Annotated in this window: 15 protein-coding genes; all 15 read left to right on the top strand. The window is 45.6% G+C overall.

Going from position 1 to position 14,470, the window contains the following annotated elements:
- Positions 1–388 precede the first annotated feature (388 nt).
- The 15 genes from L7E55_RS16515 to L7E55_RS16445 all read left to right on the top strand — a co-directional run bounded on the left by L7E55_RS16515 (position 389) and on the right by L7E55_RS16445 (position 14,209).
- On the top strand, positions 389–1,024 hold the full coding sequence (locus L7E55_RS16515) for a cell division protein FtsQ/DivIB (RefSeq protein WP_277445446.1): 636 nt from the start codon (positions 389–391) through the stop codon (positions 1,022–1,024).
- 281 nt (positions 1,025–1,305) lie between these two features.
- Positions 1,306–2,001 (top strand): DUF881 domain-containing protein, encoded by a 696-nt coding sequence (locus tag L7E55_RS16510; protein ID WP_277445445.1) that lies wholly within the window; start codon positions 1,306–1,308, stop codon positions 1,999–2,001.
- A 12-nt stretch (positions 2,002–2,013) separates the two neighbouring features.
- Positions 2,014–2,718 (top strand): DUF881 domain-containing protein, encoded by a 705-nt coding sequence (locus tag L7E55_RS16505; RefSeq protein ID WP_277445444.1) that lies wholly within the window; start codon positions 2,014–2,016, stop codon positions 2,716–2,718.
- A gap of 6 nt (positions 2,719–2,724) precedes the next feature.
- Entirely contained in the window at positions 2,725–3,066 is a 342-nt protein-coding gene (locus tag L7E55_RS16500; protein ID WP_277445443.1) for a small basic family protein, read from the top strand.
- A gap of 89 nt (positions 3,067–3,155) precedes the next feature.
- On the top strand, positions 3,156–4,238 hold the full coding sequence (locus L7E55_RS16495) for a cell division protein FtsA (protein ID WP_277445442.1): 1,083 nt from the start codon (positions 3,156–3,158) through the stop codon (positions 4,236–4,238).
- Positions 4,239–4,299: 61 nt separating this feature from the next.
- Positions 4,300–5,349 carry a cell division protein FtsZ gene (gene ftsZ, locus L7E55_RS16490; RefSeq protein ID WP_277445441.1) on the top strand — a complete coding sequence of 350 codons (1,050 nt, stop codon included), beginning with the start codon at positions 4,300–4,302 and terminating at the stop codon, positions 5,347–5,349.
- Positions 5,350–5,611: 262 nt separating this feature from the next.
- Positions 5,612–6,658, top strand: coding sequence for a selenide, water dikinase SelD (gene selD, locus L7E55_RS16485; RefSeq protein WP_277445440.1), 1,047 nt, complete (start codon positions 5,612–5,614; stop codon positions 6,656–6,658).
- A 163-nt stretch (positions 6,659–6,821) separates the two neighbouring features.
- Positions 6,822–7,742, top strand: a complete 921-nt coding sequence (gene spoIIGA / locus L7E55_RS16480) for a sigma-E processing peptidase SpoIIGA (protein ID WP_277445439.1) — start codon at positions 6,822–6,824, stop codon at positions 7,740–7,742.
- Positions 7,743–7,793: 51 nt separating this feature from the next.
- On the top strand, positions 7,794–8,498 hold the full coding sequence (gene sigE / locus L7E55_RS16475; RefSeq protein ID WP_420852067.1) for an RNA polymerase sporulation sigma factor SigE: 705 nt from the start codon (positions 7,794–7,796) through the stop codon (positions 8,496–8,498).
- Positions 8,499–8,620: 122 nt separating this feature from the next.
- Positions 8,621–9,394, top strand: coding sequence for an RNA polymerase sporulation sigma factor SigG (gene sigG, locus L7E55_RS16470; protein ID WP_277445437.1), 774 nt, complete (start codon positions 8,621–8,623; stop codon positions 9,392–9,394).
- Between the two features lie 115 nt (positions 9,395–9,509).
- Positions 9,510–9,767, top strand: a complete 258-nt coding sequence (locus L7E55_RS16465; RefSeq protein WP_277445436.1) for a YlmC/YmxH family sporulation protein — start codon at positions 9,510–9,512, stop codon at positions 9,765–9,767.
- Between the two features lie 278 nt (positions 9,768–10,045).
- Positions 10,046–10,510: a transcriptional regulator NrdR gene (gene nrdR, locus L7E55_RS16460; RefSeq protein WP_277445435.1), complete on the top strand. Its 465-nt coding sequence runs from the start codon at positions 10,046–10,048 to the stop codon at positions 10,508–10,510.
- An 18-nt stretch (positions 10,511–10,528) separates the two neighbouring features.
- Entirely contained in the window at positions 10,529–12,541 is a 2,013-nt protein-coding gene (nrdD, locus tag L7E55_RS16455; RefSeq protein ID WP_277445433.1) for an anaerobic ribonucleoside-triphosphate reductase, read from the top strand.
- 115 nt (positions 12,542–12,656) lie between these two features.
- Positions 12,657–13,637, top strand: coding sequence for a flagellar motor switch phosphatase FliY (fliY, locus tag L7E55_RS16450; protein WP_277445431.1), 981 nt, complete (start codon positions 12,657–12,659; stop codon positions 13,635–13,637).
- Between the two features lie 59 nt (positions 13,638–13,696).
- On the top strand, positions 13,697–14,209 hold the full coding sequence (locus L7E55_RS16445; protein WP_277445447.1) for a 4Fe-4S single cluster domain-containing protein: 513 nt from the start codon (positions 13,697–13,699) through the stop codon (positions 14,207–14,209).
- The last annotated feature ends 261 nt before the right edge of the window (positions 14,210–14,470 follow it).

The raw sequence follows: 14,470 nt of genomic DNA, 5'->3' as shown, positions 1-14,470 counted from the left end.
TATAACACATTACGCAAAATTACGCACTATTTATCGGAGGGAATTTGACATTTTTCCAATAAAAAAAGCCCTATTTTCAAGGCTTGTAGAGATTTCTATATAGGTCGCAAGTGTCAAAGACCCGATTATCTGAAGGACAGACTATGGTTAAATAGCCTGGCGCCGGACAATACTATTTAAATGTTGAAATTATTTAAATAAAACTTAGAGAGCCATGGACAAGGGGAAAACAGTTGCTATAATTATATTGGAGTATGATTAGGTAATATGCCACTGGAGTGAGCAGCAATTGAAGGTCATTTTTCATAGTGGTAGAAAAAGAATTAAATGGAATCCGTTTGAAAGTCTTTTTTTTATACTGTTGGTTTTAATAACGGGATATGTTTTTTTGAAATCGCCGCTGTTTGAAATAAAGCAGGTTGTTATCCGGGGCAACCTGTACCTTGCTGAGGAAAATATTCGAACTGAAGCAGATATAAATATGGGTATTAATATTTTTAAAATTAATCTGGCGGCTGTGGCTGACAAATTAAAAATGATGCCTATGATTAAGGATGCGCGTGTTACCAGAGTACTGCCTTCAACTGTGTTGATTAATGTTACAGAACGTCGTCCTTTAGGGCTTTTACCCGTGGGAAATAGTTTTGTTGAAGTGGATGAGGAAGGTATTTGTCTTCAGAAGGCCGGGTCAGGCGTTCCCGGTATACCAATAATAACAGGTATAAAAGTAGATGCGCCCGGCTTAGGGGAGAGGGTTAAAGCAGAGCATCTGGAGGATGCTTTGATGATGACCAGCGGTCTGCCGGATGAGGTGATTAACAAACTATCAGAGGTTCATGTAGACCAGAATGGCCAGATCAAGGCTTATACACTGGATCGCATTCAATGCCGCTTGGGGGAGGCTGTTGATATCCGGGAAAAAGGAGTAGTATTGGCACGGATTTTACAGGAAATGCAAAAACAGGGGGCTAAGGTTAAATATATAGACCTCACGAGTGTGGGAAAACCTGTGGTAAAGTATTAGCAAACATAGATAAACCAATTGTGACTATTCAGGTATTCAGGAGTCAGGAGTCAGAATTCAGAATATTTCAAGATGATAAACCATTCTTTTTTAGGATTCAGAATCCAGAAATTAGTAGTCAGACTCCCATGGCTTCGCTTTACCATCAGATGGACGATAATGGTAACGAATTATATTCAGGGCAGAATATTTTTAAGACGATAAATTTTCTTTTATTCTGACTACTGACTACTGACTCCTGAATACTCATTTTTGAAATACCCTGGTTTTAAGGAGGGGTGGTGAAATTGAAATACTATCAGTGGATGTTTGCGGTAATAGGTCTGGTTCTGGGATTAATGCTAGCTTTCCAGTTTCGCTTTACTAAAGAAATCCAACGTATTGAATCGGTGCAGAGAGTGCAGGAACTGTCGACCGAGGTAAGCCAGATGAAGAATGATCACGAAGCGCTTCAGACCCAGGTTAACACCTTGCGTGCCGAGCTGGATAGCGCTACTCCCCAGAGCCCGGATCTGAAGGATGAACTGGAGAAAGCCAAAGCGGAAGCAGGTGTTTCCGATTTGAGCGGGCCAGGGGTTGAGGTTACTCTGAATGACAGCAATATTATTCTCCGCCCGGGACAAAATCCTAACCTTTATGTGTTGCATGATGAGGATTTGCTAAAGGTCTTAAATGAAATAAACGCGGCCGGAGCTGAGGCAGTATCCATCAACGGTCAAAGACTGCTGGCTACCACCGAGGTTAGGTGTACGGGCCCGACAATTGTTTTGAACAAGAGTAAACGCCTGGCGCCGCCATATGTAATTACAGCAATCGGCAATCCGGACACTTTGGAGAATTCTCTGAAAATGAAGGGCGGGGTGGCAGAGGATCTCCAGGTTTGGGGAATTCAAGTTTCAGTTAAAAAACTAGCGCAAGTTACCGTGCCGGCGTACAGTGGCGGGATCAAATTTGAATACGCGAAAGCAGCCGGTTAGGAGAGAGTTGTTTTGAACAAGTCAATTTATTTTTCTGTTGCTTTAGTTTCAATCATACTGGGTTTAATTATCGCATTTCAATTTCGAACTGCCAGCGGTATCGACCGCGGAGTGCCTTCTGGCCGTGAGCAGGAATTAACCATGGAGAAGCGTCAATTGCAAAAAGATATGACTCAACTCCGTGAAGAAGCGGGCGACTTGACGGCCAAACTTGAAGAGGCAGGTAAAGGTTCCTCCCAAGCCAATGACGCCTTTAACAGCGAGTTGTTCAAAATAAGACTTTACGCCGGACTAACAAAAGTTGAAGGTCCCGGCGTCGAGGTGACTTTAGACAACCTCCCCGAAAACGCCAGGCCGGGCGGGAATCCTGATCTTTACTCTGTTAAAGATTACGACTTGCTGAAAGTGATTAATGATTTACGCGGCGCCGGGGCGGAAGCCATCGCCGTGAATAATCAACGGATTCTTGCGACCAGCGAGGTCCGCCAGGCCGGAAACCACATTAATGTGAATCTGACCAAACTCACCGCTCCTTATCAGGTGACTGCCATTGGAAATGCCATAACATTAAAAAGCAGCTTGGAAATTAAGGGGGGGCTTGTAGAAAACTTGAGTGATCGCATAACGGTAAAAGTGGAGGCGAGGGATAATATAGTAATACCTGCTTTTACCGGCGATCTGCATTTTGATTATGCCAGACCAACGCAAAGAGGGTGATCTGTTATGTGGCTGGGACTATGGTTGGCGGTATTTGGCCTGGGAGTGGGAATCATGGTCGGGTTGAACATTCCTCTAGTATTACCTCAAGCCTATGCCAAATATATTTCAGTGGCAGCTCTGGCTGCTATGGATTCAGTATTTGGAGGCATCCGTGCGGCTATGGAAGACCACTTCAACAACGAAATTTTTGTTACCGGTTTCTTTAGCAACGCATTGCTGGCGGCGGGCCTGGCCTTTATAGGTGAACGATTAGGAATTGACCTTTACCTGGCCGCTGTAGTTGCCTTTGGCGTCAGGCTTTTTCAAAATCTTGCAATTATCCGTAGACATTTGTTAAAAAAGTGATTTATCAAAAAGGGAAATTGTATTCCATGTGGAATTCCTTAAACATGGAATCTTAGCAAAACAAGTAAGCCGGTCGGGAGGTTCCGTTCTTGGCCAAAAGACATCCTGCTACGCTGGTTGGTCTTGATCTAGGCAGTTCAAAAACAGCGGTGGTGATTGCTCAGGCTGATAACGATTTCCTGTTGCGGGTAGTCGGCGTAGGCGAAAGTTATGCCTTGGGTGTACAGAAAGGTTCAATTGTTGATATTAAAGCGGCAGCTATATCTATCAAACAAGCGTTAGAAAAAGCGGGGAAAGTGACGGGCGTGAGAGCGCTCCCGGCCTATGTCGGTTATAATGGTTTATCCATAACAACGAGAGAATGCAAGGTTGCTTTAACTGCGGGAAAACGTTTTAGCGGAAGGGTCCAGTTAAAGGATATTGCGGCACACGGAATCCCGGATGGAGAAAAGCTATTGGCGGTTCTTTCCACACCTAGCATGCTTAGCTTTTTAGAATCGGGGCTCATGTCTGAGGCGCGCGTAATAACTGCCGGAAGCCGTAATTTTGATAACATTATTGAGAGCGCCCGCTTGGCCGGTCTTGCAACACATGATATTATTTACAGTCCCCTGGCGGCCGCAGAAGCACTATTAAGCCCGACCGAGAAGGAACTTGGAACATTGCTTATTGATATTGGCGCGACAGCTGCGACGGTGAGCGTTATCGACCGGGGGCTAATTCGGGAAAGCGCAGTTCTGGCTATAGGCGGCGAGCACATTATTACCGATTTAGCCATATGTTTACATACTTCCCTTGCACAAGCCAGGGAAATCTTAAGACAATCCACTAATAACAGAGAGGCTGGGCAAGGGTATATAGAAATTATTAGGCTTGATGAGGAAAAAGCTGTGAACATCCCTGCTGATTTGGTAAAATCAATAATAACAGCCCGGGTTAAAGAAATTTTAGAAATGGTTACCGGCGCGGTGGAAAAATTTACTTATCCAGGTCAGTTGCCTGGTGGCGCCGTACTTTACGGAGGGGTGGCTAATATGGACGGTCTTTCCTCGTTAGTTGAAAACAGTCTGCGGCTTCCGGTGAGGATAGGTATACCTAAAGAAAGCGGAATGGAATTGGGTCCTCATTATGCGAACGCCTTTGGCCTTGTTAAGTACGGCTTCGTATTATGACAGCGTAAAGGCAAAGGTAAATTTAATTAATTATATATACGTCTGTAGAGGAGGCTAAGGCATGCTTGATTTTGAACTCAACCTTGATCAGTTTGCAAATATAAAGGTTATAGGTGTCGGGGGTGGTGGAAATAACGCGGTAAACCGGATGATCAGCGCCGGATTAAAGGGTGTTGAGTTTATTGCTGTTAACACTGACGCTCAGGCCCTTCACCTGGCACAGGCCAACCAAAAAATCCAAATAGGTATTAAGCTGACAAAAGGTCTGGGTTCAGGCGGCAACCCCGAGATAGGGGAAAAAGCGGCTGAAGAGAGCCGTGATGAAATAATACAGGCTTTAAAAGGATCAGATATGGTTTTTGTCACTTGCGGTATGGGAGGCGGTACCGGCACCGGGGCGGCGCCCATTGTCGCTGAAGTTGCTAAAGAATTGGGCGCTCTGACCGTCGGGGTGGTAACCAAGCCTTTTACTTTTGAAGGACGCAAGCGGGCAAATCAGGCGGAAGGCGGTATTGAAACATTAAAGACCAAAGTTGATACGCTGATTACTATTCCTAATGACCGGTTATTACAGGTGATAGAAAAACACACATCTATTGTCGAGGCTTTTCGTATCGCGGATGATGTGCTGCGTCAGGGTGTCCAAGGCATATCAGATTTGATTGCCGTACCCGGACTAATTAATTTGGATTTTGCGGATGTGAAGACGATCATGAAGGAAACGGGTTCCGCCTTGATGGGCATTGGTGTCGCCAGTGGTGACAACCGGGCTACCGAGGCGGCCCGCACTGCTATTTCCAGCCCGTTGCTGGAAACCTCCATTGAAGGAGCCAGGGGTGTTCTATTAAATATTACAGGCGGTGCTTCTCTGGGCTTGTTTGAAGTAAATGAGGCGGCAGAAATAATCGCTCAGGCTGCTGATCCGGAAGCTAACATTATTTTTGGCGCTGTAATTGACGAAAATATGGAAGCGGAAGTAAGAGTAACGGTTATCGCGACAGGTTTTGATCAGATGGGCCATAAAAAAGAGCGGGTTAGAACTGAGTTGGAAATAAAACCATTCACCAACCACGACGATTTGGATATTCCCGCTTTTCTCCGGCGGCGATAAAATATTAGGTATAGTGAATGCCCCTACCAAGGTAGGGGTTTTTGCTTATTGCTTAATTTTTACTATATTGAAAAGCATGGCCTTGCTGATGTTTATAATCTCTAAATGGTGTAAAATAATAGTCAGGAGTCAGGAGTCAGGAGTCAGGAGTCAGGAGTCAGAATGGGAAAATGTATTTTACTGTCTTTAAATATTCTGACTACTGACTACTGAATTCTGGCTACTTGTAATTTTTATATATAGCGGGAGAGGGGGGAATGAAATGCAGGAAGAAAAATATCGCCTGACTCAAATGGCCAGTTGCGCCGGATGAGCGGCCAAGCTCAGTCCCAGTGACCTGGCGCAGGTACTGTGCCAGTTAGAACAAGTTGAAGATCCGGACCTGTTGGTTGGTTCCTCCACCTCTGACGACGCGGCTGTATACCGGCTAAATGATGATATGGCGATAGTGCAAACAGTAGACTACTTTACACCGGTAGTTGACGATCCCTATACATTCGGATTGATAACAGCCGCTAACGCGTTGAGCGATATTTATGCCATGGGCGCGAAACCGTTATTAGCTTTAAATATAGTCGGTTTTCCAACTAAAACTTTACCATTGGAAGTTATGGTGCAGATCCTCAAGGGCGGTGCCGAAAAAGTAAAAGAAGCGGGGGCGATTACAGCCGGCGGGCACACCATAGAAGATGAAGAGCTAAAATATGGACTGGCCGTAACCGGTGTGGTCCATCCTGAACGCATTGTAAAAAATGCCGGGGCGCGACCGGGAGATACCCTGATCCTGACCAAACCACTTGGCATAGGTATTGTAACAACGGCTCTCAAAGGAGATTTGATTGACAATTCGACTTATCAACATGCCGTTGAATTGATGGCGACTCTAAATGACCGTGCCGCCCGGGTTATGACTGAGATAGGTGTAAACGCGTGTACAGATGTAACCGGTTTCGGACTATTAGGGCACCTCTATGAAATGTTGACGGCAAGCGGTGTGGGGGCGAGGCTTCGGCTTCCGGACATACCTGTTTTGAAGCAGGCGCGATCCCTCGCCGGTATGGGTATTATCCCGGCAGGCGCTTATCGTAATCTGAATTATCTCAGCGATTTTCTAAAATGGAAAAGCGGCATTGAAGATGCCGACAGACTTATTCTAGCCGACCCTCAGACTTCAGGTGGTCTGTTGATGGCTGTTCCAGGGGACAAAACAAAAATTTTCACAGAGCGTTTGTTGGCGGAAGGAGTGGCGGGAGCTGAAATTGGAGAAATTATTGATGGCAAACCGGTGATATCAGTAATAAATTCTTAGAAAAAAATATCGTATCGTTTCAAGACCCGACAAATTCCTGGGCCCTGACCATGTATAATTAGGTCAGGGCTGTTATCATTTTACTTGCCTGTCATAAAGGTTTAATTGAAGTAATATACTGGTAACGAGTATTTATTTTCCTACCAGTGTTAGGGGTCGGGCGATGTTGCTTTATACAGTGTATCTCGACCAAGTTTTTTTCGGCAACCTGGTAATGAACTACGCAATTCTTTGGGCTACCGCTAAGCTCAGCCGTACACCGGCCGGTAAAGGCCGCCTGGCCGCCGGGGCGGCATTGGGAGCTGCTTATGCGCTTGCTTTATTTATCCCTGGATACAACTTGCTGTTGACTGTATGGTTCAAGATGATAGCTTCTGTTTTGATTATCGCGCTGACTTTTGCACCGCTCCAGCCGAAAAAGTTTTTAACTTGCTTGGGTATTTTTTATCTTACTTCTTTTGTTCTTGGCGGACTGATTTTCGGAATAATCTTTTATCTTCAGCCAGCCCGGATCTCCAGTATAAACGGCATCAGTTTGATAATATCAAATAATTTTTGGTGCGGTCTGTTACTGGGTGTAATCGCTTTTGGTTCATTGGTTAAGGTGATAAGTATTTTACTTAAGAAGCGTATTATAGAAAAAGTATTCAAGCTTGGCTTATTTATAAAATCTCAAGGAATACAAGTCCAGGTTGACGCTTTTCTAGACACAGGCAACCAGCTAACTGATCCGATGACAAAAAGGGCGGTAATTGTGGTGGAATATGGTGTTCTAAAGCCGCTCTTACCTGCTCAAGTGCAGGTCTTGTTTGATGAAGCCGATGAGCCGGATGTATGGCATATTCTCAGTTCCCTTGGTGATAGCCCTTGGAGATCGCGATTCAGCGTTATTCCTTTTTTCTCACTGGGTCAATCCAGCGGTTTGATGGTGGGGTTCCGACCGGATGAAGTGTTTATTAAGCACCACGAGCGCCTGGTGAAAATCAAAAAAGTTGTTATCGCAATTTACCATAAAAAGATAGACCCGGGTAATTCATATAACGCTTTATTGCATCCGCGCCTCCTGGAAATTCATGAAGGATAAACAAAAAATGAGAGCAAGGATGATTGGCCTGTGAGGAAATTCTGGATAAAAATATGGTATGTTCGCTTGGCGCTGCTGCGCTTCCTGCTGCGGGTCGGGTACCGGCCCCGTATCTACTATGTCGGAAGCAGTGAGGCATTGCCACCGCCTCTAACCATGGACGAAGAATCTTTTTTAATCAACCGGCTTGAGTCCGGAGACGCCGCGGTAAGAAGCGTGCTGATCGAAAGGAACTTGCGGTTGGTTGTTTACATCGCGCGTAAATTTGAAAACACAGGAGTCGGTATTGAAGACCTGGTTTCTATAGGAACAATTGGTTTGATCAAAGCCGTTAACACTTTTGATCCGGCGAAAAAGATTAAACTTGCCACTTACGCGTCCCGTTGTATTGAGAACGAGATTTTGATGTACCTGAGAAGGAATAACAAGACTCGCACAGAGGTTTCTTTTGATGAACCGCTGAACATTGATTGGGATGGCAATGAGCTGCTGCTGTCGGATGTTCTGGGCACGGAAAACGATATTATTTATAAGTATATAGAAGATGAAGTGGATAAGAAGCTCCTCTACCTGGCTCTGCAAAGGCTTTCGGGACGTGAACGCAAGATTATGGAACTGCGTTTCGGTTTAAATAACGGAATGGAAAAAACTCAAAAAGAAGTAGCTGACCTGTTAGGTATATCTCAATCTTATATTTCCAGGCTGGAAAAAAGAATTATTAAAAGGTTAAAGAAGGAGATTCACCGTATGGAGTAAGAATCCTTAGATTATAAACCAACAGGACGTCAATGTATATTCCGGTAATTCCGTGGTAATAATGTACGAGGACAGGACTTTGTTGCTTCGTTCCCGACAATACCTGGAATGGGAGGATGTCCATGCTGGTCAACAAGGTAGAGATCTGCGGGGTCAATACATCGAAGCTCCCGGTGCTAACAGGAAGTCAAATGAGGAAATTGTTTGAGTCTATGCATAAAGGTGAGATTTCCGCGCGTACTCAGTTGATCAATGGGAACCTACGGCTTGTGCTTAGTGTGATCCAGCGCTTCAATAACAGGGGAGAATACGTTGATGATTTATTTCAAGTAGGTTGCATCGGTTTGATGAAAGCCATTGACAATTTTGACCTGTCTCAGAATGTGAAATTTTCTACCTATGCTGTGCCTATGATTATTGGGGAAATACGCCGCTACCTGCGCGACAACAACCCAATCCGGGTTAGTCGATCATTGCGTGATGTGGCCTACAAGGCGCTTCAGGTGCGCGACGCGCTGGTAAACAAGTACTCCAGGGAACCTTCTATCAACGAAATTGCCGGTGAGTTAAAGATGCCCCGTGAGGAGATTGTTTTTGCGCTTGATGCTATTCAGGAGCCGGTATCCCTTTTCGAACCGGTTTATCACGACGGTGGCGACACTATTTTTGTGATGGATCAGATTCACGATGAGAAAAATATGGATCAGAGCTGGCTTGAGGACATAACCATTAAGGATGCTCTTAGGAAATTAAGCAACCGCGAAAAATTAATTCTCACCTTAAGGTTTTATGAAGGGAAGACTCAAATGGAGGTGGCCGAGGAAATCGGTATATCACAGGCGCAGGTGTCACGGCTTGAAAAGGCGGCATTAAACCATATGCGTAAATTCATGTGATTAGTTCCCGGTTATTATTTAAAAAGAATTTTTTAGGCGGCTTTATTAAAGCTGCCTAAATTTTTTGGTCAGCGCTGCGGCACTTGCACATATAAATATAGAGGGAGGTGCCGGTATGGTTAAAATTTCTGAATTACGGATGCGTGAGGTTATTAATATAGTGGACGGGCGGCGGCTTGGCGTGATCAAAGATATTGATATTGATTTGGAGGAAGGCAGGATCGATGCGATTATCCTGCCCGGGTTAAATGGGGGGAGATTCTTGGGTTTCCTCGGTAAAGAAGAGGAAATTATCGTTCCATGGGATAAGATAAAAAAAATTGGAATGGATGTTATACTGGTGGAAGTTAATACTTTTAGAGGTATAACATGAACAGCTCCAAACTATAATTTTGACAAACCGGACACCTAGCGGATATTATTTTAATTATTATAATCCATACCATTTTATGTGAAAATTTTACCTTTAAAGCGATAGAGAGACTTAAATGTCTCTTTCTTTGTTTTTTACCGGATACAGTCTTTTTGTGTTCTTAATCAAGATATTGTACAATGTTAGCATTGAATATACAATATCCTGTGGATAAGTAGGGTGAACCTTGATTAAACGGGTAAAATCGTCCGCAGGCGGTAATGGTCAGGTGAAAAAATATGAGGTGTCCGTATTGTGGGTTCGGTGACAGCAGGGTGCTTGATTCCCGGCCTACCGTGGAGGGGCATTCAATCCGCCGGCGCAGGGAATGCGGCAGCTGTGGGAAGCGATTTACAACTTATGAAAGAGTAGACGAGCTTCCGCTGCAGGTGGTGAAAAAGGATGGACGACGGGAGGCTTTTAACCGGCAGAAGCTGCTGCAGGGCTTGCTAAAAGCCTGCCAGAAGAGGCCGGTTTCCACTGAAAAGCTTGAAACTATCGTCGAAGGTATTGAAAGGGAACTGCGCAACACTATGGAGACGGAAGCAAAAAGCACATATATAGGTGAATTGGTGATGGACAGCTTGCGCGGCCTTGATGAGGTGGCGTATGTCCGCTTTGCCTCAGTCTACCGTGAGTTCAGGGATGCAGAAAGTTTTATGGAAGAGTTGAAGAATCTTCTTAATAAAAAAGGTAACAGCTAAAAGGAGGACCAGCAAACTATGTTTAAAACTGTCCAGAAGCGTGACGGCCGGGAGGTTCCGTTTGACGAAACAAAGATTACGGACGCCATCTTCAAAGCCGCGCGGGCAGTTGGCGGTGAAGACCGTCAGACCGCTATGGAACTGACCATTGAAGTATTAAAACTGCTAAAGAAGCAATATAACGGCAAAACTTTCGGAGTGGAAGATGTACAGGATATTGTGGAGAAAGTATTAATTGAAGCAGGCCACGCGCGTACCGCGAAAGCCTACATACTATACCGGGCCAGGCGCACGCGCATCCGGGAGGCCAAGGGCGATTTGATGGACGCTGTGGAGGAAATTCTGGAGGAAACCAACCGGGAAAACGCCAACATCAGCAACTCTCCTTCAGCTAAAATGCTCCAAATTGCCAGCGCGGCCAGCAGAAAGTATTATTTAACCAGGCTGCTCCCCGAGGAAATGTCACAAGCCCACTCGCGAGGGGATATTCATATACATGATCTTGATTTTTACGGGAAGACACTAACTTGCCTGCAAATACCATTGAATAAATTATTGACGGAAGGATTCAACACCGGGCACGGTTATATCCGGCCTCCTAAACGGCTCGGGACGGCAACGGCCCTAGCTACGATAATCCTGCAGAGTTCCCAGAACGACATGCACGGCGGCCAGTCGTTCGCCTTCTTTGACCGGGATATCGCACCATATGTGGCGGACGCATCCGATTTTGAAACTTACCAGGCTATGGAAGCCTTGATATACAACCTAAATAGCATGCATAGCAGGGCGGGAGCGCAAGTGCCTTTTTCCAGCCTGAACATTGGGACGGAGACGTCTGAGCCTGCCCGGCGTGTGGTGAAAAACCTTCTTCTGGCCTATGAGGCCGGCCTGGGCAAAGGAGAAAACCCGATTTTCCCAAATATCATTTTCAGAGTCAAAGAAGGAATTAATCTGGACCCGGGCGATCCTAACTACGACCTGTTCCAGTTAGCGATCAGGGTTGCCAGCAAACGGCTGAACCCCACTTTCAGTTTCATGGATTCTTCTTTTAACAGCCAGTATGGTTCCCAGGTTAGCTACATGGGCTGCCGCACCAGAGTCATGGCCAACAGGCGCGGCCCGGAGGTTACCGACTGCAGGGGTAATTTGTCTTTTACCACCATAAATTTGCCCCGGGTGGCGATCAAAGCGGAGCGGAACCTGGACGATTTCTACCGCGGACTGTCCGGTGTGATGGATTTGGCTATCCGGCAGCTATACCACCGCTATACGGTGCAGGCAAAATTGAGAGTTAAAGATATGCCGTTCATCATGGGACAGAAGCTCTACCTTGATTCAGAAGGATTAAAGCCGGACGATCTGATCGAAGAGGCTATCAAACACGGTACTCTTTCCGTGGGATTTATTGGCCTGGCCGAAGCGCTGACAGCGCTGACGGGCCGTAATCATGGCGAGGACGAGGAGGCGCAGGCTCTTGGCCAAGAGATCGTTGCCTTTATGCGTTCCATCATTGACGAGGCTTGCGAGAAGTATAACTTGAACTACACTTTGCTGGCTACACCGGCCGAGGGACTTTCCGGGCGTTTTGTGGGGTTGGATTGTAAGGAGTTCGGGCTTATTCCCGGGGTAACTACAAAAGAATACTATACAAATTCATTTCATATTCCCGTTGACCAGCCAATCAGCGCTTATGACAAAATTAAGCTCGAGGGGCCATATCACAAGTATTGCAACGCCGGTCACATCAGTTATGTGGAAATGGCTTCACCCCCGGTGCACAACCCGGAGGCCGTGGAGGCGATCATCAGGCACATGCGTGAATGCGATATGGGATACGGCGGTATAAATTTCCCGGTAGACTTTTGCACCAACTGCAGTTTATTGAGCGTAATTAACGAGGATACCTGCCCGCGCTGCGGTTCGGCCGCCATCAGCCGGGTGCGGCGGATTACCGGCTATTTGAGCACTACCGACCGCTTTAATGACAGTAAGCTTTCCGAATTAAGGAACAGGTTAACCCATATGTAGTCAATTAAGGAAGCGCTGGTAAAAGAACATGAGATACTTGTCGTGCGTTAGAACTAATGCTATTATAACTTTGCGGTAATATTTAGAATAGTTGCATAAAGGATAGGTGAGCCACATGAGTGAAAGGTTGTTAACCCAGAAAGAAATCGACGAGTTGTTTAACAAATATAGCGAGAAACCTATCCAGGAAGAAGCGTTAGAATTATTAACCATGCATGAGTTGGATACGATCGGTGAAATCGGTAACATTTGCATGGGCACGTCGGCTACCACCTTGTCCGAGTTGTTAAACAAAGAAGTAATCATCGGTTATCCGAAGACGATTGTTTGTTACCAGGAAGAGGTATTCAAGGCTTTTTCAACACCTTATTTGATTATTGAGGTTCGTTTCAAAGCAGGCTTGAAAGGGTTTAATGTGCTTGTAATTACCGAAGAGGATATAGCGTTAATAGCCGACATCATGATGGGCGGTGTAGGGGAATTACAATATCCAATAAATTTAACTGAGATTGAAATTAGCGCCGCCACCGAAGTCATGAATCAGATGATTGGCGCGGCGGCAACAGCCATGTCCAATATTTTTGGGGTGACAGTCGATATTGAACCACCCCGGACAAGCATGGTGCCAGACCTGTTAACCGCCAACCACTCCCCGCTTACGACCGACAAGCCGGTAGTTGTTGCCCGCTTTGATGTTAAGATCGGAAATCTTTTTAAAACTACTTTTATGCAAATAACCGATGTTGACACAGCGCGTGAGGAAGCGTTCTTTCTTCTAATGAAAGCAGGGATGTTTGACTCACCCGGCAGTGACGCCGCGGCTGTGCCGCCGGCCGGACAGGCGACTTCAAAGGTGTTATTCCAGGAAATGCCGAACTTGGCGGGTGCTCTGGCCGTTCCTTCAGAAGTCTTGTTTACTTTAGGTAAGCTTCAATGGACGATGGGTGATGTGGCCAGGTTACATGTCGGCAATGAAATAGACATGCCGTTTAAAACCGGTAATGTTGAACTTGTAATAAACGGTTTATCGGTGGCAAGGGGTAAGATGCTACGGAATGGAAAATTGCAGATAACTCAGATTTGCAAACCGGTATAACTAGTTTAGAAGTAATCAGTAGTCAGTAGTCAGGAGTCAGAATGAAAGATGTGATGTGCATGGAATTGCGGATTTCCGGGACTGTTAGAGAGAGTGTGGTTGACGGGCCGGGGCTGCGGTTTGTTATTTTTGTCCAGGGTTGTGAACAAGGCTGTCCGGGCTGCCACAATCCTGACACGTGGGACCCGGCAGGCGGCACTCTTGTTAAGACAGAGGACTTACTTGAACAGATTAAAGCCACAAAGCTGATTAAAGGGGTTACCTTTTCCGGGGGCGAACCTTTTCTTCAAGCGTTGCCTCTGTCTTGGATAGGTCGTGAAGTCAAAATGTTGGGGCTTGATGTAATCACTTATACAGGTTATACCTGGGAAAAGCTCTTGGCGCTTGCTGATTTGCACCAGTCTGTGAAGGAACTGCTGCTGGCGTCGGATTATATTGTGGACGGCCCGTTTATTATGGCAGAGAAGGATCTGGAACTGCCATTCCGGGGTTCTCGCAACCAGCGGGTGATTGACGTGATGAATTCATTAAAAGAAGGAAAGGTAATAGAATGCAAGTTTTCATTTGATTGACAGGTTTAGTTCCCAGGTAAAATAATAAGTTATGAACGAGGAGCGGCAACGATAGACCGTTCCTCGTTTTTTATTATAGGAAATTAGGAGCCGAACATGAGCCGCGTTGAATGCCCAAAGGTCGCTAATAGCGAATTTGTTCTTGTTTAGGAAAGTATACATTTTTGAGGGTACCCGGTGAGACCATAATATGGTAACATTTAAACATGAGATATTCGTCGAAAATAAAAGAAATACTTAAAATAAATTGGCCAGAGTTTG

Source organism: Pelotomaculum isophthalicicum JI, assembly GCF_029478095.1.
GTDB classification, from domain to species: domain Bacteria; phylum Bacillota; class Desulfotomaculia; order Desulfotomaculales; family Pelotomaculaceae; genus Pelotomaculum_D; species Pelotomaculum_D isophthalicicum.
This window is presented reverse-complemented; position numbering and strand designations above follow the sequence as displayed.